Source organism: Nocardia sp. NPDC049526, from assembly GCF_044465765.1.
In the GTDB taxonomy this organism is placed as follows: domain Bacteria; phylum Actinomycetota; class Actinomycetes; order Mycobacteriales; family Mycobacteriaceae; genus Nocardia.
On the sequence record NZ_JBITMA010000002.1, the window covers coordinates 260,983 to 281,658 of the forward strand.

The window sequence follows — 20,676 nt, forward strand, 5'->3', positions numbered from 1 at the left end:
GATGACCACCACCGAACCCCGTCGCACACAACGCTCGTGGCTCGACGAATCGGCCACGCCCAGTGCACCGTCGCTGGATTATTGCGTCCTGTCCGGGCATCCGTGCCCGGCGGAAGCGGAGGACGGATTCCTGATCCGGCCCGCCGACGCCGCACAGCTCGCCGCCTACCGGGCGCTGCGCCGGGAGAACTTCGTGATCGAGCAGGGGCTGTTCAGCGGCAGCGACGCCGACGATATCGATGATGACCCGCGCACCACCGTGCTGGTGGCGCTGACCCCGGACGGCACCGTCCTCGGTGGCGTTCGGGTTGCCCCGGTCACCGCAGAGGACCTGGGCTGGTGGACCGGTAGCCGATTGGTCGTGGACTGCGGACTGCGCACCCGGGGCGTCGGCAACGCCCTGGTGCGGGCGGCCTGCGCCTACGCGGAGAGTAACAATGTGCTCCGCTTCGAGGCCACAGTGCAGGCCCGCTACGCCGTGATGTTCACCCACCTGGGCTGGATCCGGTTGGGCGAGACGGAGATCAGCGGCACCCCGCATGTGCGGATGCATTGGCCGATCGATCGCATCGAACGACTGGCACAGACCACCAAGTCGATGCTCGGACCGTTGCTGAAAGACCTCGGCAATCAGCCGATGGCTCTGGGCGGCATGGGGTTCCGTGGCGACGATGGTGCGCCGGTGCCGGGTAGTGACCTCGTCGCCGCCTGTGACGCGATCATCCCGTCGATGGTCGAACGCGATCCGGAATGGGCCGGGTGGTGTTCGGCGCTGGTGAATCTCAATGATCTGGCCGCCATGGGCGCCGAGCCGGTGGGGCTGCTCGATGCCGTCGCCGCTCCAACTCGGTCGCTGCTGACCAGGATCCTGCGTGGCCTTGCTCGAGCCGGTCAGACGTGGGGTGTGCCGATTCTGGGTGGGCACACCCAGATCGGCCCGGCCGCGTTGTCGGTGACCGCGTTGGGCCGCGCCGCGAGCCCGGTGCCCGGCGGGGGTGGGCGAGTCGGCGACGAGCTGCGCCTCACTGCCGATCTCGGCGGTGGGTGGCGTCCCGGATATCAAGGTCACCAATGGGATTCGTCCTCCCATCGCACGGGCGCGGAGCTGCGGACACTCGGACGGTTCGTCGCGGATACCGCTCCGGCCGCCGCGAAGGACGTCAGCATGGCCGGTATCGCCGGAACAGCGGGCATGCTGGCCGAAGCGTCCGGTGTCGGCATCGAACTGGACGTGGCGCGAATCCCCCGGCCAACGAAAGCCGCACTCGCGCAATGGATCACCTGCTTCCCCGGCTTCGCCATGCTCACCGCCGACCGCCCAGGCGCGGCGATCGCCGACGCCGGACCCGCCACCTCCGCGGTGTGCGGTGTGCTCACCTCGACTCCCGGCGTGCGACTGCGCTGGCCGGATGGAACAACGACCACAGCGGTGCCCGGCACCGTCACCGGATTGGGACACTCATGACAGAACTAACCATCTCCGTGGCCGCCGCCGAATTCAGCCGCGACATGGACGCCTGCTACCGCACCATCGCCGGGCTGATCGAACAGGCCCGCGCGCGCGGCAGCCGACTGCTCGTGCTGCCCGAAGCCTGCCTCGGCGGCTACCTGCCCAGCCTGGGTGGAGGCGAGGAAAGCGAGGAGGCCAAACAGCGCCGCCTGCGCAGCCTGCCGCCCGCGCTGACCCTCGACGGGCCCGAGCTGCGCCGGATCACCGCCATGGCCGGAGATCTGGTCGTCACACTCGGCTTCTGCGAAGCCGACGGCGAACTGCGTTACAACGCCGCGGTCACCCTCACCGGCGACGGCATCCTGGGCTCCTACCGCAAGGTGCATCAGCCGCTCGGCGAAAACCTCTGCTACGCAGCAGGATCCGAATATGCAGCGTTCGACACCCCGGTCGGCCGGATGGGTATGCAGATCTGCTACGACAAAGCCTTCCCCGAAGCGGCACGCGCCTTGGCGCTGGACGGCGCGGAGATCATCACCTCGCTGTCGGCGTGGCCGACCTCGCGCACCGCCACCGCCGAACGACTCGAGGACGACCGATGGACCCAGCGTTTCGACATCTTCGACCGTGCCCGCGCGGTGGAGAACCAGGTGGTGTGGATCGCGTCCAACCAGGCCGGGACCTTCGGCTCGCTGCGGTTCGTGTGCAGCGCCAAGATCGTCGGCCCCGGCGGTGACATCCTCGCCACCACCGGCACCGAGCCCGGCCTCGCGACCGCCACCGTCGATGTCGAGCACGCGCTCGGACAGGCGCGCGGCGGCGGCATGTACAACCTGCGCGACCGGAGACCGGAGCTCTACCACAGCGTGGTAGAGCAGCACGGCGTCGTCGGACAACCGACCGTGCCCGAAGAACTGGCGGCCACCCATGCCTGAGATGACCTTCGATATCCGCTGGCCCAACGGCACAGTGCAGTCCTGCTATTCACCCTCGCTGGTGATCCACGACCATCTCGCCACCGGGGTCGACTATCCGATCGACGACTTCGTGCGGCGCGCATCCACCGCATTGAATATCGCGGCTGATCGCGTCAAGGAGAAGTTCGGCTTCTACTGCAGCTCCGCTATGCAAACCCTGGACGCCATCGAATCGGCCGCCACACAGACCGCACCCGGCACGGTGCGGGTGCTGTCGATGACCCCACCATCCCTACCTTCGGAGGAAAATCGTGACCCCGCAAGCTGAGTCGAGTCTGGCCGCGGAACGCCGCGATGTCGTCGTCATCGGCGGCGGGCAGGCCGGGCTGTCGATGAGCTGGCATCTGACCGCCCGCGGCATCGATCACGTCGTACTCGAGCGCGACACCGTCGCCCACGAATGGCGCGACACCCGGTGGGACAATTTCACCCTCGTCACACCGAATTGGCAGTGCGTGCTGCCCGGTTACCGCTACAACGGTCCCGACCCGCACGGGTTCATGAAACGCGACGAGGTCTACGCCTGGGTTCGCGGCTATGCCGATACCTTCACCCCGCCGGTTCGCGAGCACGTCGCCGTCACCGCGGTGACGGTAGCGGCGGACGGCGGCTACGACATCGAAACCACCTCCGGTCCAATACATTCCGATCAGGTTGTGGTCGCCGTCGGCGGCTATCACACGCCGACCACACCGCGCTTCGCCGAGCGGCTGCCCGCGTCGATCCGGCAACTGCATTCCGGCGAGTACCGCAGCGCCGCAGACCTCCCCGCCGGTGCCGTCCTGGTCGTCGGTACCGGACAGTCCGGCGCACAGATCGCCGAGGATCTCCACCTTGAAGGCCGAAAGGTGCACCTCGCGGTCGGCAGCGCACCGCGCGTCGCCCGCTTCTACCGGGGCCGCGACTGCGTGGCCTGGCTGCACGACATGGGCCACTACGACATTCCCATCGAAGACCAGCCCGGCGGGCTCGGCAAACGGGAGAACACCAACCACTATGTCACCGGCCGCGACGGCGGCCGTGACATCGACCTGCGCCAATTCGCGGTCGAAGGCATGTCGCTCTACGGCCGAATGATGGACATCACCAGCCGCACAGCGCATTTCGAGCCATCGCTGGAAAAATCTCTCGACGACGCCGACGCGGTTGCCGAGAGCATCAAAGACTCCATCGACACCTACATCGCCCACGCGGGCATAGACGTGCCGACCGAACCGCGCTACCGGCCGGCGTGGCGACCCGAGCATGAGGTCACCGAAATCGACTTGGCCGCAAGCGATATCACCTCGGTGGTGTGGTCGGTCGGCTTCCGCACCGACTACCGATGGCTGCGGGTCGGCGTCTTCGACGGCGAAGGCCACCCCTGCCACAACCGCGGCGTCACCACCGAACCCGGACTGTATTTCCTCGGGCTGCCCTGGCTGCACACGTGGGGTTCGGGCCGCTTCGCCGCCATCGCCCGCGACGCCGAACACCTCGCCGACCGGATCACCGTCACCGCCCGCGAAACCGCCGCAGCCTGAGAACAGCCATGGCACGCACCCGAATCGCCGCCGTCGCAGCACATTTCGGCGCAGATATCGCCCGCGCTCTAGAAAAGATCACCGGCATGGTCGAGCGGCTCACCCACGACGGTGTCGACCTACTCGTACTGCCCGACGCCACCCTCGGCGGCTACATCGGCGACCTCCGTAATCCGGATCCGGCCACCGTACCGGAGGCCATCGACCCAGACGGGCCGGAGATCCGGCTGCTATGCCGGCTCGCCGGCGCCATGACCATCTGCATCGGCTACGCCGAACACGCCGACGGCACCCGCTACAACGCCTCGGTGTGCCTTACCGGCGACGGAGTACTCGGCCATCACCGCAAGGTGCACCAGCCCGCCGGTGAGCACCTCGCCTACGCCGCCGGAGACCGCTTCGCGGCCTTCGACACTCCGGTCGGGCGGATGGGGATGCTCATCGACTACGACAAGACCTTCCCGGAGTCGGCGCGCTCGCTCGCTCTCGACGGCGCGCGCACCATCGCGGCGCTATCGGCCTGGCCCGCCAGCGTCACCGACCGCGCCTCCCGCATGCCCAATGACCGACAATCCCGCCTCTTCGACCTCTACGATCAAGCCCGCGCCGCCGAGAACCAGATCGTTCTCGCCTCCTCCAACCAAACCGGCATCACTGGCAATCTGCGGTTCCTGGGCCAGGCCAAAATCGTCGGTCCCGGCGGCGACATCCTCGCCAAGACCTGGTCCAAGGGCGGACTCGCGGTGGCCGACGTCGATATCGACGCCGAAGTCGAACGCGCCCGCCGCGTGCTGCGGCACCTGGAGGAACGCCGCATCGACACCTACCACAACCTCATGTCCGACAAAGGCGGCCACTGATGCGGATCGCGCTGCTCACCTACTCCACCAAACCCCGCGGCGGGGTCGTGCACACCCTCAACCTCGCCGAAGCCCTCGCCCGCCTCGGCGCCGACGTCACCGTATGGACGCTGGGCCGCAGCGGCGATGCCGGGTTCTTCCGGCCGGTCGCCCCCTCGGTGAATGTTCGAGTCGTGCCCTTCGCCAGTGTCGACGACGAGCCGGTCGGGGGACGAATCATACGCTCCATCAACGTTTTACGTGACACGTTCACGCCGCACGACTACGACATCGTGCACGCACAGGATTGCATCAGTGCCAACGCCGTCGGCCACTGCGTCCGCACCATCCACCATCTCGATACCTTCACTACCCCCGAACTGGCCCGCTGCCACGAACGCGCCATCGTCGAACCCTATGCCCACATCTGCGTATCGGACGCGGTCGCAGGCGAAGTCCGTACCGGATGGGGCCTGCGGCCCACCGTGATTCCCAACGGCGTCGAATACGATCGGTTCGCCACCGCCGCGAGCGACTCCGCCACCGCCATCGCCGAACGCACCGCATGGCAACACCGACTCGGCCCCTACATCCTGGCGCTCGGCGGCATCGAACCCCGCAAGGGCAGCATCGACCTTCTCGAAGCCTTCGCCCTCCTCGAACACGACCAGCCACAACTGCGCCTCGTATTCGCTGGTGGTGAAACACTTTTCGACTACCGCGCCTACCGCGCCCAGTTCGATGCCCGCGCCACCGAACTCGGCATCCGCCCTACCATCTTGGGTACGGTCCCCCACCAGGATCTGCCCGCCCTGATGGCCGGGGCAGCCCTGGTGCCGTTCTTCTCCACCAAGGAGGGATTCGGTCTGGCCGCCATGGAGGCCCTGGCTGCTGGAATCCCCGTCGTCGCACGCGATCTACCGGTCCTGCGCGAGGTATTCGGCGACACCGTCCACTATGCCGTCACTCCCGCGGAAATGGCTACGGGCATGGCTCGAGCGCTGCGGCCCGACCCGTCCCGATCCGCACACGGCCGAGCACTCGCCGCCGAATTCAGTTGGGAGCGAGCAGCCCGAGCCCATCTCGAGTTCTACCAGGCCCACCCGACCGACATACCGAACCGAATGCTGACAACCCACCGCTGACTCGGAGCAAGAAGGGAAATCCCCACCAACCTTGTACAGATCCGATCCGTCAGCTCCACCCGCATCCCTGGGACACGCTACTCGTCGAACGTCTTGACTCAGCCTGAGTGGGTGTGGGTTACCACAACCGAACCGCCGTATCGGCTACGGTTCACGTCGCACCAACCTGCGTGATCCCTCATGTCGAGAGGTGAAGTCTGTTGTCGGTGAACCTGCTCAGGCGTTCGATGTCTGTAGTGGCGGTGGCCCTGCTGATGGCTGTGCCGGCGTACAGCCAGGCGGGCCCGATGGACGACGCGCACCCGATCGGGTTGGACTGGTTCTATCACCAGCGGCTCGAGTGGAAGCCTTGCGGCGTCGAGAATATCGACAAGGCCGGTGGCGAGTGCGCGGATGTACTGGTGCCGCTCGACTACGAGAATCCCGACGATCGAACGATGACCGTGGCGATTTCGCGGGTGAAGGCCGGCGATCCGGTGCAGCGGCGGGGAATTCTGCTGTCCAATCCGGGCGGCCCAGGTGCGGAGGGGCTGGACAGTCTGGATCTGCTCGGTGATGTGCTCTCGCCGCAGGTCTTGGCGAGTTACGACCTGATCGGCATGGATCCGCGCGGGGTCGGCGAATCCGGGCGGAGTCCGCGGTGCGGGTGGCCGGTTGGCGAGATGATTCGGTCGGCGGGTCTGGATCCGCTGGGATTCGTGCACGACACCGTTCAGTCCGCTGGGATGGCCGCGACCTGCCTGATTCGTGATCCGAACAAGCTGAGGCAGTTCACCACTCGCAACACCGCGCGTGACATGGACATTGTGCGAGGCGCCCTGGGTGAGGAGAAGGTCAACTTCTACGGCGTGTCCTATGGCACCTACCTCGGTGCCGTGTTCACGCAGATGTTCCCCGAGAGCAGTGACCGCGTCGTGCTCGATAGCTCGATCGACCCGGATCGGTATTGGGAGGGCTTGGTTCAGGATTGGGGTCCGGCAGACGAGATCGCGCTGGACGACTGGGCCGGCTGGGTTTCCGGTCGAGATGACGAGTTCCGGCTCGGTGCTACTCCGCAGCAGGTGCGAGCGAAGATCGAGGAGCTCGTTCGTATCGCCGCACGCCAACCCATTGTCATCGATGGGTTTGCCATTGACGATCACTGGCTTCCGTTCATCCTGCACGGATTGCTGATGAACTTCCGGCTGAACGAAGCGATGGCCGCCACCGTGCGGGAGATCGCCGATGCCGCGGGCGGTCCGCCCACTACATCGCGAACACCCCGGCTTCGCGCCATCGTGGAGGCGCTGCGCGACAACGAGAACTCGGTGCTTGCGCAGATCGCCTGCGGCGATGTCGGGGCACCGATTGATCCGACCTGGTACTGGCGCAACATCGAAGAGACCCGCGCCACGCAGCCGGTGTTCGGCGCGCTGGCGAACAACATCCAGCCGTGCGCCTTCTGGCCTCGGCCGGTCGAGCCTGCGACTGTCGTCCGGAATTCGGTACCCGCGCTCATCTTGCAGGCGACGGGAGATCCCCGAACTCCTTATGCCCACGGCGTCCGACTGCATCAGGACATGTCCGAGTCGCGGATGGTGACGCTGCAGGATGTCCGTATCCACATGACATTCCGGCCCGAACTGAGCAACTGCGTGAACAACGCGATCAACACATACTTCAGCGTGGGAACAATGCTGGATACAGACATCACCTGCTACGCGGATGCGGAAGCCGCAGACCGGACTCCCGCCGCCTCCATGCCCCGGACACCACCTGGCCAATAACCGGGTGGCGTTCCGCACCGTTGTAACTGAGCCCTGAACCTGGAGTGGGGCAACCGATTCCGGCGCGGAAGGCCAACACTTGCGAAAGCCCCGTAGCTCGACCGCTTCGATCGGGATACGGTCCTGATTATCGTGAGTGGGGATTGGGCGTGAGATTGCCTGGGCCCGAATTACTCTCGGTCGGCGCTAGGGCCTGCCACATCGCCTGGCCGATAGCGACCACGCCCCGGGCGGGCAGGGCGACGTCGCCGATGACTGGGTTCATGTCCAGGCGTGCGGGATGCCCGAGGTCGCGGTCGTCGAGCACGGCCGTCGACTGCGTGATCAGGTACATCTGCTGGGGCATGAGGATTCCGACGTGCCCGCTCGGCATGGCACCCGTCATGTTCAGATGCCCCAACCCCAGTGCGGCGGCGATCATTTCCCGGGCACGCACCAGCGAACGCGGCCGCCAGGTGGCAAGCGGCAGACGCCGCCCGATGGCGTTGAGCATATGCAACGCCGGAGTCTCCTGTGCGGTCAGCGTCCAGTCCAGCGCGGGCTCGTCGACGGTGACTCGCAGCGATGCCGGTCCGGTCCACGCCACTCGAATCGTGGCGAACCCGGTGTAGGCACACGCGGGACCGTAGTAGCGCGGGCAGGCGGTCTCGAGCCGGTCGCCGTCGACGAAGATCGACCATCGGCCGTCGGGGTCGCGGTGCCAGACGGTTTTATATGGGCCGAAGTCGTTTTCGGGGAAGACGCGCAGGGCGAGGATGTGGCCGCTGTCGAAGGGAAGACCGAAAACGCCCCAGCCCTTGACATATTCGTGGCCGGGCCACGGCGCGTGGCCCCGGTGTTCGGGCAGGTCGGTCAACTGGGATGCCAGATCTAACATGGTCCTCACCTCCGGCGCGGCGCGCCTCAGTAGCTGAATGTGGTGGCCGGGACGTCGCCGATCCACTGCCACATCGGGATGATGCCCCGCAGTTCGGCGTTGCCGACGAACGCGCCATTCTCGAGTTGCTCGGTGTCGAAGCCGATCGGGCAGACGCAGCAGCGCCCACCACCAGCCTGGTAGCGCTTGCACAGCTCGGTGAGCGGCGGACAACCGTCGCAAGCGACGCCGAGCGCGGTGCCTTCGAGTGCGAGCCGGACGGCTTCCTTCATCAGGAACATCAGGGTTTCGCGCCCCGTCTCGGCGGCGCAGACGGCCACCGGGAACGCGACGGCGACCCTTATCCGGGTCCGCCCGACCCGTGGTCGAGCTGATCACGGCGTTCGACATCGCGAAACCTCATTTCATGCACTGCCGCCGGACGACAGAATGGATCACGAAACGAACGCTAGGCGCGACGGATATGCGTGTCGTCGGGTGTTCTCCCTACGAATCGGCGGCAAGTGTGTCCAGCAAGCCGTGCTGAACCGCGTAGAGGGTAGCGGTCGCTCGGGTCGACGATCCGGTCTTGGTGTAGATGCGTTCGATGTGAGTGCCTGCCGTTTTCGGGGTGATGCCCAGAGTGCGTGCGACGTGCCGAGTCGAGGCACCCCGCGCGATCAGTACGAGGACCTCGAGCTCGCGCGGTGTCAGACCGTCCGGGCCGGAGCGGTGGCGATGGCGCGGCTGTCCCGCTGCCTCGAGGACGGCATCGACCGCCCCCGCATCGAGTCGACCGCGGCGCACCTCGGCACGTAGTTCGGCGAGAATCTGCTTGGGTAGCAAAGGATCTCGATACGGACGCGGCTCGGTCATGGCCCGATACGTATCGGCCGCCGCCAGCAGGCGCGCCGACACCGGGATCGACGGTCCGGTCAGCCCGCGATGTGCACCGGAGCCGTCGAGGCGCTCATAGGCCAAGGCCGCGACAGCCCCGATGCGAGACAGTGCGGCCGGGCGGGCCAGCACCCGCTCGGTGTAGTACGAGCTCATCCGAAGCCGCTCGAGCTCGGTCACGCTCAGCGCTCCGGGCTTGTCCAGAATGGTGGCCGGAACACCGTGTAGCCCGATGTCGTGCAACAACGCCGCGCGACGCACCACGGTGATATCGGCTTCGGGGAAACCGGCGATAGCCGCAGCACGGCCTGCGAGATCGGCTACACCACGAGAATGCCCTGCCCTATAGGGCGAGCGCAGATCGGTGAAGTCGGCGATCACCTCGAGCGCCGAATCCAGTTCCGCGCCGGTAAGGTGCCGCCGCAGCGCCGGATCAGCGGCAATGAGTTCCCCGTAATCCGGCTCGACTTCCGCATCCGCCAGCAAGTCGCGGGCCGAAACACAGAACGCGTCCACCACGGCCGGATCGAACTGCGTCCCACGCCGCGAACGAGCGACCTCGATCGCGGCATCGATTCCAGCACTACGGTGCAGCACCTCGACGACGTCGGCGAGATGGAACAGCCGCATCCCGAGCCCGATTCGCTCCCCGGCGACACCGCCCGGCACGCCCTTGCCGTCCCATCGCGCGAAGAACTGCCGCAGCGAGTCCCCGACAGCCGGGCCCAGCCCGAGACGTTCCGCCATCGTCGATGTGGTGAGGCAGTGCGACATCAACCCCCGCTCGATATCGCGGCCGCCCTTCGCCGCGATCGTCACGGTCTTGCGCACCCGCTGCGCGAACGGTCCCGAGGACCCCGCATGCGACAGGAAGAAGACCGCCCCGCCCAACCCGTGCAAATCCAGTTTGTAACTGTCCGCGCGAAAAGCGATGTCATCGCCGAACCACGCGGCCACCTCGGGTGCGTCGGCCACACAACCGGTCCAAGCCAGCACCGCGGTGTAGTACAGGTCGGACCGTTCCTCCGCGCTCAACCCGACTCGCTCTCCGAGCCGCGAAGCCAGCAGCCACGACCGCAGCACATGCGCCATCGGCTGGCCCAGGCCGAGATCCATCGCAAACGAGAACGCGGCCAGCAACGCGGCCAGCGAAACACCCGAATCCCGAGCGTCACGCGTCATGCTGCGAGCATAGGCGTCTCCGCATTCGCAGCGGTTGATCCCTGGAAAGGAGCTCCGCTGCAGCATCCACCCTCGCTGACACGTCCGTGCACAGTCTCAGACTATGGGCACAGCTTCGACGGGCAGCCAAGTCACAAAATCGCATGAGCAACCGCGACACCAGTTGCCCGCATCGCCGAGCAACGTCTTTTTTCAGCCGGTTGAGCGCCATGCGGACTCGAGATCGGGCGATCGAATCGAGCTCGTCCCAGCTCGCCACCGGCCCACCCGTGTCCTCCCGGCTCAGATCGCCCAGGCATGCGGCGCGCGGACACCCGGCGCTGTTCCTATCAGTGCCCGTGGAACCGCAGCACACAGTGAAATCGCCGCTAGGCGTGGCAGTCCCGGCTTCGCTGCGCCGTCGCCCGGTTCCGCTCCAGCGCGGTGTGCAGCAGGTCGAGCGCGTGGTCGACGTCGGTCGCGGCGATGGCCCCGTATCCGACGATAAGGCCGTCTGGACCGTCGCCCATGCGATACCGGGAGATCGGGAAGATGCCGACGCCGTCCGCCCGCGCGTGAGCCGCGACGGCAGCCGCGTCGACACCTGGCTGGGTCCACGCCGACACGTGCAGGCCCACCGCCGACGGAATGACCGTCAGCAAGTCAGCGAAGCGCGTGGTCAACAGTTCGACTATCCGGTCGTGGCGGGCCTGGTACTCCCGGCGCATCCGCCGGATGTGTTTGGCCAGCATCCCTTCTTCGATGAAGCCGAGAAGCGCGGCCTGCGCAGGCTGCGGCGAATGCCAGTCGGTCACGTACTTCGCGGCGCGTAATGCCGCGAAGAGCGGCGCGGGGGCGGCGACGAAACCGATCCGCAGTACCGGAAGCATGACCTTGGAGAATGTTCCCACGTAGATGACCCGGCCTGCGGGGTCGATGCTGTGCAGCGGCTCGAGCGGACGGCCACCGTATCGGAACTCGGTGTCGTAGTCGTCCTCGATCACCACCACGTCGCGGCTACTCGCCCACTCCAGCAGCGCCCGCCTGCGCTGGGCCGACATCGGCATGCCGAGCGGAAACTGATGCGACGGGGTGACGTACACGATCCGCGTGCGATCGGGCAGCAGGTCGACCCGCAAGCCCTCCGAGTCCACGTCGACTCCCACGACGTCGGCCCCGAGGCTGCGAAAAAGCTCCCGCACAAGCGGATAGCACGGATTCTCGATGGCCACGCAGTCGCCCGGCCGCAGCAGCACCCGCCCCACCAGGTCCAGCGCCTGCTGGATGCCCTGCGTGATGATGATGTTGTCCGCGGTCACCCGCACGGCCCGCGAGACCCCGATGTGCCGGGCAATGGCCGCCCGCAGCGCGGGCAGCCCCGCCGGATCGATGGGCATTCCGGTGCCGATCGATGATGCCCGGAACGCCTGCGAGGTCAACCGCCGCCACGCCTCATACGGAAACAACCGCACGTCCGGGATGCCGGGCCGTAGGTCGTACGGCGGCGCGTCGGTGAAGAAGCCGGGCGTGGGCACCCTGATGTCGACCCACGACGGCGACGGGTGGACCACCGCGACCGATGTGGGCGCGGCCGGGCGACGCCGCTGCCGCGCGACCATAGCGCGCACGAAAATGCCTGCGCCGACCCGGCTTTCGGCCAGACCGTCGGCGACCAGTCGGTCGTAGGCGCCGGTCACGGTATTGCGCGACACCGCCAGCCTGCGCGCCAGTTCCCGGGAAGGCGGCAGCGGTTGGCCCGGCGCCAGCCGCCCGTCCAGCACGGCGTCTTTGATCTGCCGGTATATCTGCCCGCCGAGGTCCCCGCGGCCGGTGAGGCTCACATGCAAGTCCACAGTCGGCCTCAGCGGTGGGCCGACGACGGAACATGGGTAGGGCCGGTAGCCCGCCAAGCCTGCCCGGCGTCACGCGGGGCAACCGAAAGTGCGGCGATCACAGGGGAATCCAGCCGAGCATGCCTGAGAGTAATCAGGCATGCTCGGGCGACGCAACTTCTCCGCTATACCGGGACGACGCCGGATGCGAGACTCGACGATTCCCTAACGCTGCCGGTGGCGCGACCCACCCGTCACCATCGGTGATCGCGGAGTAGACCCAGGTCCACGAGAGACCACGGGCACCAGATACGGAGCGACGCTGCCCAACTTCTCACAGGTTTCCTCGAATTCCCGGTCCGGCCGCGACTGGGCCACGATACCGGCGCCCGCTCGCAGCCACGCCGCGTCTTCGTCCTGGTACACCGCCCGCAACACCAGGGTTGCCTCCAGTGCGCCGCTTTCCGAAAGTGTCACCACCGCACCGGAATACAGCCCGCGGGCAGCGTCGTGGCGGAACACGGCGTCGACACCCGCCCGCTTGGGGATGCCGGACGCCGTGACCGCCGGGAACAACGCATCCAGCGCATCCCACCGGGTCCGGTGCCGGGCGAGCCTGCCGCGCACCGTGGAGGCCAGATGCTGGACGCTGCCGCGCTCGCGGACCGTCATGAAGTCTGCCACCGCCGCCGAACCCGGTTCGGCGATGGAGGCGATCTCGGTGAACGACGTTCTCACCGACACGGCGTGTTCCACGATCTCCTTCGGGTCCGACTCCAGCTCATTGCGGGCGGCCAGGTCTGCCGCGACGCCCTGCCCCAGCGCCCGGGTACCCGCCAGCGGTTCGGTGGTGACGACACCCTCGTCGTCGACCGACGCCACCAACTCCGGGCTGAATCCAGCCGCGGCCAGGCCACCGAGCCGCAGCAGGAACGACCGGGCGGGTGTGTTGTGCGCCCGGCCCAGGCGGTAACTGGCAGGCAGGTCGACCCGGAAGGGCAGCTCGACCCGGCGAGATAGGATCACCTTCTGGTAGTCGCCCGCGGCGATCTCCGCGACAGCCGCCGCGACCCGTACACGGTAGCCGCAGGCGTCGGTGCGCACGTCGACTGGATGAGGTGTCGGCAGCGGCTCGGCCGGTGAGCGCAGCAGTTGCTCGATCACCTCGAGATCGGCAGCGGCAGCGCCGTCGACGGTGACCTCCGATTCGGTGACCGTCACCTCGATTCGCGGAATGATCATGTGTGCCAAGCTGGTTCGCTCGGTGAGGTACCGTTGCGCGCCGAACGCATCGGCGCAGAACTCGAAGGCAATCCAGCCGTAGGCGGTGCCCGAGGCTCCTGCGCCGCAGGCCACCCGCAGCGAGTCGACCCCTCGCTCCAGCGCGTCCACGGGTCTGCCGGTCCAGCGTTCGCGAGTGGACCCTCCGGCTGCGCTCACCCGCAGCTCGTCGGTGTCCAGCTCGACCCGGCCGAGCGGGTCGGCGGCGAACACCCATTGACCGGGCCGCTCATAGACGACGTGGTCACCGAAGCGGCCAGAGCCTGCCAGCCGCGACACCGCGGTCACGGGATCGACCGCGCTTGCTATTCGCACGGATTCCGGGGTGGTCACGTGGTTCTCCATCTTCAGGAATTCGGGTCCGCACCCAGCATGCGGTCGACGAGTTCGCGGACATTCGCCAGTGATGTCAGCGAAGCGACCTCGGTCTCCGGAATCGCTATGCGGTAGCGCTTCTCGATGCGGGTCGCGAGCTCGAGTTCGAGCAGCGAATCGACGTTCCATTCGTCGACGAAGTTTGTGTGGTCACCGATTTCGGTGGCGGGCACTTCCAACACGCGCGCCACCAATTGCCGCAGGTCCTCCGGGTCCACCCGCTCGGGGATGCTTCTTGTCATCGTTCCTCCAGGTCGAGCTCGCGGTTTCCGACGCTGGGTCCGACCGAAACGGACGCCGCCGCATGCGGTGCGCGCAGGTGTAGGGTCACGACCTCGCCGCCGTGCTGATCGCCACAGGTGGCGTATACCGGGTTCCGCTCGCCGCCGTCGAACTGCGCCACCGCCACCACGCACTGGAGCACTCCGAGCGCCCCCGAGCACTCCCCGAGCGGTCGGGTCAGATCCAGGACCCGAATCGGCGAACCGAATTCCGGCGACACATCCGCCGGTGTAAGCCACAATCCCGGCGGCCGGGCCGCCGTGCGGATCGCGGCGACCACCTGATCGACACCGTCGCTGTGGTAACCATCGCCGACCAACGCCCGGACGATTGCCTGCCGATTCGCCGCGTGCGCTTCCGATTCGAGGACCACCGCTGCGGCTCCGTCGAGGACCCGCCGACCCGGTCCGAACAAGCTGCGCACCGGTCCGGTGTCCGGTTCGACCCCGACGACGACCGCAGCGTCGGCCCGACCGGCCCCGATGAGCGTGGCGGCCCACAACAAAGCATCCAACCCGCTGGTCCGCCCGCTGCACAGGGTGACATTCGGTCCGCGCAGCCCGTGCCGGATCGCGATCCACCCGGCGATGGCATTGGACGACACGTGCGGCAGACCCAGCGGACTGAGTGCGGCAGTGGACTGCTCGGCGATCCGGTCGGCGAACTCGCAGACGCTGTCGAGGTTGCCGAAGTTGGAGCTGACTACGGTGGCTGTCGTCGTGTCCGCGCGATCGGTCGATTCGGTGGCCAGGTTCGCGTCGGCGAGCGCCTGCTCAACCGCGCGCAGCGCCAGTCGCGACGCACGGTCCTTGTGTCGCATGTGCCGTCCCGTAAGGTCGGGTGCCGGTCCAGCTCCCGGCTCGACCGGATCGGTCGACAGCAGATCGGTAGCGGTCTGCAAGCCCGTGACGGCGAGGCCGACTCCGGTGACCACCGTCGCCCGGCTCGTCATCGCGTCCCCTTCCCGATGACGGCGACCGCATTGATGCCACCGAAACCGAACGCGTCGATCTGCGCGACGGCCGGGTCCGCCCGCACGACGTCGCGAGCCAGATGCAGCCCGGCCGCCTCGGCGATCGGATCGGTGAGACCCAGAATCGGTGGCACCAGCCCGCGACGCATGGCGATGGCCGCGACGATCAGACTCAGCAGCCCGGACCCGCCGAGCGTGTGGCCGGTCATCGACTTGATCGCGGTCATCACCGGTGGCGCGGCGGGCCCGCCGAACACGTCGGTCAGTACGGACGCTTCGACGGCATCGTTGAGTTGCGTTCCGCTTCCGTGCAACATCACCAGGTCTACATCGGCGGCGTCGATGCGGGCCCGTTCGTGGGCGTCGGCGATGACTTCGCGGATGCTCTCCCGCTCCGGCGCCGTGGCATGGCGGGCGTCGCAGTTCATGCCGACACCGAGCAGACGTGCGTGTGGTGCGGTATCGGTCCCGGCCCGGCGCACGACGACTGCCACCGCGCCTTCGCCCATGATCATGCCCGCGCGCGCGGCGTCGAACGGACGCAGCGCCTGCGGCGTCCTGGTCTGAACGCGGTCGATGGTGCCGAACGCGCTCTCGGTGATCGAGTCGGTTCCCGCGACCACCACGGTCTCGGCGAGGCCCAGTTCGATCATGTCGGTCGCCATTCCCAGCGCATACAGCGACGCCGCACAGGCACAGGCAACGGTGTGCACGCGTCCGACCTGGGGAAGGTCCCGCAAGGCGGCAGAGAAGTCGAGTCGATCGGGATCGAGCACATCCCCGGTCTTTCCGCCGGTTTTGCGCCACCAGAGTTCAGCGGACCGTTGTTCCCGCAGGGTGGTTCCGACCACCACCGGATACCGCTCGGCAGCCGCCGCAAGGCCCGCGTCGGCCAGCGCCGCCTCGATCACGGCGCGAAGCCACTCGGTAGCGCGGAACGGCCGGTCGCCCTCTGCCATGCGGTCGTCGACTTCGTACGCGTGGCACGTCCGGTATTTCGCCGCGTCGAACGCGCGCAGCTTCGAGATCCCGCTCCGCCGTGCGCACAGCGACTCGAAGATCGCGTCGGGCGTCTCCCCGACGGACGCGAAAGCCGCCATTCCGATGACATCCCAGGCCATCAGTTCGCTCCGATCGCCCGGAGCCGGTTTCGCGCGAGCTTGCCGGTCCACGTCGTCGGCAGGGCATCGACCAGCTCGATGCGGCCGGGGCGCTTGAACGACGCCAGCTCTGCACGCAGACAGGCGATGACAGCGCGACGGACGGTACCGGGCTCCCGTTCACCGTCCGCGACGACAAAAAGCACCGCCTCCTGCAGCCCGTGGCCGTCCGACACCCCGACCACGGCGCAATCGCGGACGCCTGCGACAGCGCGGACGACACTCTCGATCTCGGCAGGCGCCACCTTGTAGCCACCGAGATTCAGAAAGTCGTCGGCTCGACCGACATAGTGGATCGGACCGCCGCGGGCGCGCCGGACAATGTCGCCGGTGTACGCGCCGCCATCGGCGAAGGTTTCCCGCGTCGCCTCCGCCCGGTCGAGATACCCGGTCGCGACAGATGGACCCGCGATGTGCAGGCGGCCTTGCACCTCGTCACCGTCGAGAATCTCGCCCTTCTGGTCGCGCACCGTGACCCGCACCCCGGGAACGGGCACACCGATGGTGCCGGGACCCGGTTCGGCGGGTGTCGTCGCCAGCAGGATGTACAGCGCTTCGGTCGTCCCGAGACTGTTCACCAGCGGAACCCCGAGTCGCCGCATGACCCGTTCGCTCAGGTCCGCAGGCAGCGCTTCGCCCGCCGATACCGCCAGGCGCAGCCTGCTGTCGGGGTCCTCGAACGATTCGGCCAGCGCGGCATAGAGGCGCGGCACCGAGAACAGCACGGTCGGACGGTGGCGGCGCAGCGCGCTCGCGACGACCTGGGCGTCCACCCCGCCGTTGAGCAGCACGGTCGTCGCACCCGCGTGCAGCGGCAATAACAGGGAATTGCCGAACCCGTACGCGAACGAGAGTTTGGCCGTCGACAGCACGGTGTCGTTGGGAGCCAGCGCGGCTATCCGCCCGAACCCGGAGGGCACCCACTGCAGCGCGCTCGCCCGATGCGCGACACCCTTCGGCACGCCGGTGCTGCCGGAGGTGTACTGCACCAGGGCTTCCTGATCGGGCAGCCACTGCTGCTGCGGCGGCAGCACGGCCCGCTCGCCGGAGCGCCGTTGCCGCAATACCGACTCGCGGATGTGGTCCCCGTCGAGCTGCCCGATGTCCGGCAGCACCGCGGCAAGTCTGTTGCGACGCGTCCCGGGGACGTCGACGTATCCGAACTTCACCCCGGCGTCGGCCGCGATGAACCCGATCTCCTTGTCCGACAGCGCCGGATTCACCGGGACCGCTGCGCAGCCGTGCCACCACAGCCCGAGCACCGCCACCACCGTGGCAACCGAGTCGTCCGCCAACACCATGGCCCGGCTGCCCGGCACGACTCCATTGTCGGAGAGCACATTCGCGAATGCGCCCGCAGCCCGGAACAACTCGGTGTAACCGACCTCGCCGAGATCGGAATCGATATAGGCGGGCGCGTCTTTTCCGGGCGAATCGAGGTGCCTTCCGACGAAAAATTCGACGAGGTTCACCGGTGCACCCCACCCGAGCCCTCGACGACCGCCAACACGTCGCCAAGTGAATCCAGGCGCGCGATCGAACCGTCCGAAAGCGTCACTGAGAATTCGCGTTCTATACGGGCAAGTATTTCGACCTTTTCCAGCGAGGAAGCGCCCAGATCCTCGTAGAAATGCGCCCGCACGTCTACACCATCGACGTTCATCTCGAGCACTTCGGCCGTAATGGCGCGAAGCCGGTCACAATTGCTGCCGCCGTAATACTCTTCGAATCCGGCCATATTCATATCCTGACAATTATTCTTTCCATCATGGACGAGGCACCCGGAATACGGTCGTGCACCGGATCGGACGGCGTTGTTTCCCGGGGCGGTGGACAAGAATTCGCCGACCCGGTCCGCTATTTCTTTCCTCGTACGGATGCACCATATATTTCCGAACCTGCAAGGAAAAGTGCCAATATCGACGAACCGCAGTGGTCCAGTCGCGTGCCGAATTAACGCGAGGGCCCCGGTTGGAGGCGATGTCGCCGTGATCGACGCCCAGCGGTCGCGGCCGAGATCACCGCCGCGAGTGGACACACGCCGGAGATCGTCCTGGCCGACCTGTCGCGGCTCGCGGAGGTGGACCGGCTGGCCGACGAGATAATCGCCCGCACTTCGCGATCGGATGTGCTGGTGAACAATGCCGGCACCGGCGGCCGGCCGAACGGGAAACGCGAGTTCAGCGCCGACGGCAACGAATTACGGTGGGCGGTCAACCATCTGGCACCGTATCGGCTGACGCGGCGGCTGCTTCCGCTGCTGAGGGCATCGGAACCGGCGCGGGTGGTGAACGTGCCCTCCGCCGGGCAGCAGGAGATCGCACCCCGACGATCCGAACCTCGAGCACGACTACGGCGCGTACACCGCGTACTGCTGCGCCAAGCTGGCGATGATCATGGCGACCATCGAGTACACCTCGGAACTCGACGGGAAATCGGCATCGATGACGAGTGGCCAGCAAGAAGATGCTGATCGGTCCTGTTCCCATCCATGTAGAGCCCTGTCCTGGGCACGAACCCGCAGCAACCGGACCAGAACCGTCAACCCGCAGCTATTTGCCGATGACCAGCAGTTTTCGGTGTTGCAGGAGTTGGCGTACTGGTCGATTCCCCCTCCGGACGTGAACCCCCAAACCGCTCCTGCCACAGCCGCTTGCTGCGATCGCTCGCCCTACCGAGGCCAACGTCGCAACCGACAGCGGGAGCTAGGACCTGGAGGTCGATGCCTCGGGTGGCCTGCATGGTGTTCAGACGGAAAACCAACCGTCATGTGATCAGGGCTTCGGTCACGCCTCTGCGGGATGGCGAACCCTAGTTCCTCAACAGCAATTCAAGGTAGATGTCGATGCGAAGCACCGGATACGAAGGCACTCAAACGATTTCAACAACACTGACCGAGATTCGTCTGCGGCGCTGCACGAGTTCGCACAAACAAGGATGTAGCCGGTATCGAACCTGGGCCGACCACCTGGCACGTACTGATCGTGTGTCAGGTCGTAATGGAGACGGCCGGGGGTGTCCAGCGGCGGGTGCGCGAAAGTGTGGGCGAGACACCGAACTCCGGCTTGAGATGGTCCGGGATGGCGTACTGCATGACGCGGCCGCGGGTGAGCGAGCTGAGTTCGAAGACAGTGCTGAAGTGGCCGAGGCGATCGAGGGCCCAAGCGCCCAATGGGGATTTGTCCTCGATCGTTTCCAGGATTCCGAGCAGGGTGGGCGCGGTCTTGACGGCGGTGTCCCAGGCGGTGCGCGGCACTTGCAGCCAGTCGGCGCAGGTGTCTCCTACGAGGTAGCGGATCAGTGCGGAGACGATCGGGTCGAAGAAGGTGCCGGGTACGACTTCCTCGTAGAGGTCGATGAGCTGTCGGGTGAGGCGGACGCCCTCGTCGCTGGGGCCCATATGGCGGGTCATATAGAGGTCGTGGAAGTGCCGCGCGGACTCCACATCTTTGGGTGCGTGCTCTTGGTCGACGCCGAGCATGGCGCCGACCACACGCCAAGCGTAGAAGTACGCTTCCGCGCCGTCGACGCTCATGTGGATGTTCAGTCGGTGCAGGCTGTCGAGCACGAGGAGGGAAAACAACATCTGGCCGCCGATCATGTCCTCCTGACAGATGGGAGTGCCGAATGTATCGGTGTCCCATCGGTTTTCCTGGGACAGGTGGTGACGGATGGCTGCGTGCAGTAACCGCACTTTCTGGACTGCGGGTATGAACCGGCTGCCTGCCTCGAAGGCATCGGGCTGCATCAGGTAGACGGTGAACTGCCCGGTCTCGGCCATGCGTTTGGAGGGGTAATCCAGCGAATGCGTGGCCGACAGCAGTTTCGCGACGGGCGGCAGAACGTAGCAGGCGGGCATCGCGGCAAAAGACAACGCGGTGGAGATGTGCACGTTGTTATCGATGAAGAACAGCCTGGCCTTTTCCATCTCGTCCCAGTCCACCCATGCTGGGGGAGCCGAGGTTTCGTGCAGATAGTCCCGGGCGACATCGGGCAGACCGTCGGGCAGGGGCGCGCCCGCGGTGGAGACGTAGCGCATGAGCGTGTTGAACTTGCCCACCTCGCCGCGTTCGAACAGCGCGGCAACGGTGGCGTCGGCGATTTCGTCGCCATACTGCCGCAGCGCATCCAATGACGTTTCGGTGTAGGTCATCTGGGC

At 66.8% G+C, this 20,676-nt stretch carries 17 protein-coding genes and 2 pseudogenes; 8 read left to right on the forward strand and 11 right to left on the reverse strand.

Annotated elements, in window-relative coordinates:
• Position 1 precedes the first annotated feature (1 nt).
• The 7 genes from ACIBW7_RS05875 (at position 2) to ACIBW7_RS05905 (ending at position 7,700) form a co-directional block, all read left to right on the forward strand.
• The gene (locus ACIBW7_RS05875) at positions 2 to 1,465 is read left to right on the forward strand and encodes an MSMEG_0567/sll0787 family protein (protein ID WP_397044569.1); all 1,464 of its coding nucleotides are present in this window, start codon (positions 2 to 4) and stop codon (positions 1,463 to 1,465) included.
• Positions 1,462 to 2,385, forward strand: coding sequence for a carbon-nitrogen hydrolase family protein (locus ACIBW7_RS05880; RefSeq protein WP_397044570.1), 924 nt, complete (start codon positions 1,462 to 1,464; stop codon positions 2,383 to 2,385). Before ACIBW7_RS05875 ends, ACIBW7_RS05880 begins: the two co-directional genes overlap by 4 nt.
• Positions 2,378 to 2,695: an MSMEG_0570 family nitrogen starvation response protein gene (locus ACIBW7_RS05885; RefSeq protein WP_397044572.1), complete on the forward strand. Its 318-nt coding sequence runs from the start codon at positions 2,378 to 2,380 to the stop codon at positions 2,693 to 2,695. Before ACIBW7_RS05880 ends, ACIBW7_RS05885 begins: the two co-directional genes overlap by 8 nt.
• Positions 2,679 to 3,950 (forward strand): MSMEG_0569 family flavin-dependent oxidoreductase, encoded by a 1,272-nt coding sequence (locus tag ACIBW7_RS05890; RefSeq protein WP_397044574.1) that lies wholly within the window; start codon positions 2,679 to 2,681, stop codon positions 3,948 to 3,950. Before ACIBW7_RS05885 ends, ACIBW7_RS05890 begins: the two co-directional genes overlap by 17 nt.
• Positions 3,951 to 3,958: 8 nt before the next feature.
• Positions 3,959 to 4,810: a carbon-nitrogen hydrolase family protein gene (locus ACIBW7_RS05895; RefSeq protein ID WP_397044576.1), complete on the forward strand. Its 852-nt coding sequence runs from the start codon at positions 3,959 to 3,961 to the stop codon at positions 4,808 to 4,810.
• Positions 4,810 to 5,934 (forward strand): MSMEG_0565 family glycosyltransferase, encoded by a 1,125-nt coding sequence (locus tag ACIBW7_RS05900; RefSeq protein WP_397044578.1) that lies wholly within the window; start codon positions 4,810 to 4,812, stop codon positions 5,932 to 5,934. Before ACIBW7_RS05895 ends, ACIBW7_RS05900 begins: the two co-directional genes overlap by 1 nt.
• Before the next feature lie 227 nt (positions 5,935 to 6,161).
• Entirely contained in the window at positions 6,162 to 7,700 is a 1,539-nt protein-coding gene (locus ACIBW7_RS05905; RefSeq protein ID WP_397044580.1) for an alpha/beta fold hydrolase, read from the forward strand.
• A gap of 127 nt (positions 7,701 to 7,827) precedes the next feature.
• Here the strand turns inward: ACIBW7_RS05905 and ACIBW7_RS05910 are convergent, their stop codons facing one another.
• The 10 genes and pseudogenes from ACIBW7_RS05910 to ACIBW7_RS05955 form a co-directional block, all read right to left on the reverse strand.
• A complete protein-coding gene (locus ACIBW7_RS05910) occupies positions 7,828 to 8,577 on the reverse strand; it encodes a hypothetical protein (RefSeq protein WP_397044581.1) in 750 nt (249 codons plus the stop codon).
• A gap of 26 nt (positions 8,578 to 8,603) precedes the next feature.
• Positions 8,604 to 8,967 (reverse strand): annotated as a pseudogene (locus tag ACIBW7_RS05915) (peroxiredoxin).
• A gap of 96 nt (positions 8,968 to 9,063) precedes the next feature.
• The gene (locus ACIBW7_RS05920; RefSeq protein ID WP_397044583.1) at positions 9,064 to 10,635 is read right to left on the reverse strand and encodes an HD domain-containing phosphohydrolase; all 1,572 of its coding nucleotides are present in this window, start codon (positions 10,633 to 10,635) and stop codon (positions 9,064 to 9,066) included.
• 368 nt (positions 10,636 to 11,003) lie between these two features.
• The gene (locus tag ACIBW7_RS05925; RefSeq protein ID WP_397044584.1) at positions 11,004 to 12,455 is read right to left on the reverse strand and encodes a PLP-dependent aminotransferase family protein; all 1,452 of its coding nucleotides are present in this window, start codon (positions 12,453 to 12,455) and stop codon (positions 11,004 to 11,006) included.
• Between the two features lie 216 nt (positions 12,456 to 12,671).
• Positions 12,672 to 14,072, reverse strand: coding sequence for a salicylate synthase (locus tag ACIBW7_RS05930; RefSeq protein ID WP_397044586.1), 1,401 nt, complete (start codon positions 14,070 to 14,072; stop codon positions 12,672 to 12,674).
• Between the two features lie 2 nt (positions 14,073 to 14,074).
• On the reverse strand, positions 14,075 to 14,344 hold the full coding sequence (locus tag ACIBW7_RS05935; RefSeq protein ID WP_397044588.1) for an acyl carrier protein: 270 nt from the start codon (positions 14,342 to 14,344) through the stop codon (positions 14,075 to 14,077).
• Positions 14,341 to 15,336: a beta-ketoacyl synthase N-terminal-like domain-containing protein gene (locus tag ACIBW7_RS05940; protein WP_397044590.1), complete on the reverse strand. Its 996-nt coding sequence runs from the start codon at positions 15,334 to 15,336 to the stop codon at positions 14,341 to 14,343. The genes ACIBW7_RS05935 and ACIBW7_RS05940 overlap by 4 nt, the downstream gene beginning before the upstream one ends.
• A complete protein-coding gene (locus ACIBW7_RS05945) occupies positions 15,333 to 16,478 on the reverse strand; it encodes a beta-ketoacyl synthase N-terminal-like domain-containing protein (protein WP_397044592.1) in 1,146 nt (381 codons plus the stop codon). Before ACIBW7_RS05945 ends, ACIBW7_RS05940 begins: the two co-directional genes overlap by 4 nt.
• Positions 16,478 to 17,989: an AMP-binding protein gene (locus ACIBW7_RS05950; protein ID WP_397044594.1), complete on the reverse strand. Its 1,512-nt coding sequence runs from the start codon at positions 17,987 to 17,989 to the stop codon at positions 16,478 to 16,480. The genes ACIBW7_RS05945 and ACIBW7_RS05950 overlap by 1 nt, the downstream gene beginning before the upstream one ends.
• Complete coding sequence (locus tag ACIBW7_RS05955) at positions 17,986 to 18,255, reverse strand: acyl carrier protein (protein WP_397044596.1); 270 nt, start codon at positions 18,253 to 18,255, stop codon at positions 17,986 to 17,988. The genes ACIBW7_RS05950 and ACIBW7_RS05955 overlap by 4 nt, the downstream gene beginning before the upstream one ends.
• Before the next feature lie 267 nt (positions 18,256 to 18,522).
• Between ACIBW7_RS05955 and ACIBW7_RS05960 the strand changes: the two are divergent.
• Positions 18,523 to 18,990: pseudogene (locus tag ACIBW7_RS05960) on the forward strand (SDR family NAD(P)-dependent oxidoreductase); the annotation flags it as partial.
• A gap of 516 nt (positions 18,991 to 19,506) precedes the next feature.
• On the opposite strand, the gene ACIBW7_RS05965 reads toward ACIBW7_RS05960, so the two are convergent.
• Positions 19,507 to 20,670 carry an oxygenase MpaB family protein gene (locus tag ACIBW7_RS05965; protein WP_397044598.1) on the reverse strand — a complete coding sequence of 388 codons (1,164 nt, stop codon included), beginning with the start codon at positions 20,668 to 20,670 and terminating at the stop codon, positions 19,507 to 19,509.
• Between the last annotated feature and the right edge of the window lie 6 nt (positions 20,671 to 20,676).

Coding starts and splice junctions, on each gene's coding strand:
- ACIBW7_RS05965 (WP_397044598.1), bottom strand. CDS start 20,670: ATGACCTACACCGAAACGTCATTGGATGCGCTGCGGCAGTATGGCGAC.
- ACIBW7_RS05880 (WP_397044570.1), top strand. CDS start 1,462: ATGACAGAACTAACCATCTCCGTGGCCGCCGCCGAATTCAGCCGCGAC.
- ACIBW7_RS05895 (WP_397044576.1), top strand. CDS start 3,959: ATGGCACGCACCCGAATCGCCGCCGTCGCAGCACATTTCGGCGCAGAT.
- ACIBW7_RS05905 (WP_397044580.1), top strand. CDS start 6,162: ATGTCTGTAGTGGCGGTGGCCCTGCTGATGGCTGTGCCGGCGTACAGC.
- ACIBW7_RS05955 (WP_397044596.1), bottom strand. CDS start 18,255: ATGGCCGGATTCGAAGAGTATTACGGCGGCAGCAATTGTGACCGGCTT.
- ACIBW7_RS05910 (WP_397044581.1), bottom strand. CDS start 8,577: ATGTTAGATCTGGCATCCCAGTTGACCGACCTGCCCGAACACCGGGGC.
- ACIBW7_RS05935 (WP_397044588.1), bottom strand. CDS start 14,344: ATGACAAGAAGCATCCCCGAGCGGGTGGACCCGGAGGACCTGCGGCAA.
- ACIBW7_RS05875 (WP_397044569.1), top strand. CDS start 2: ATGACCACCACCGAACCCCGTCGCACACAACGCTCGTGGCTCGACGAA.
- ACIBW7_RS05930 (WP_397044586.1), bottom strand. CDS start 14,072: ATGGAGAACCACGTGACCACCCCGGAATCCGTGCGAATAGCAAGCGCG.
- ACIBW7_RS05885 (WP_397044572.1), top strand. CDS start 2,378: ATGCCTGAGATGACCTTCGATATCCGCTGGCCCAACGGCACAGTGCAG.
- ACIBW7_RS05945 (WP_397044592.1), bottom strand. CDS start 16,478: ATGGCCTGGGATGTCATCGGAATGGCGGCTTTCGCGTCCGTCGGGGAG.
- ACIBW7_RS05900 (WP_397044578.1), top strand. CDS start 4,810: ATGCGGATCGCGCTGCTCACCTACTCCACCAAACCCCGCGGCGGGGTC.
- ACIBW7_RS05920 (WP_397044583.1), bottom strand. CDS start 10,635: ATGACGCGTGACGCTCGGGATTCGGGTGTTTCGCTGGCCGCGTTGCTG.
- ACIBW7_RS05940 (WP_397044590.1), bottom strand. CDS start 15,336: ATGACGAGCCGGGCGACGGTGGTCACCGGAGTCGGCCTCGCCGTCACG.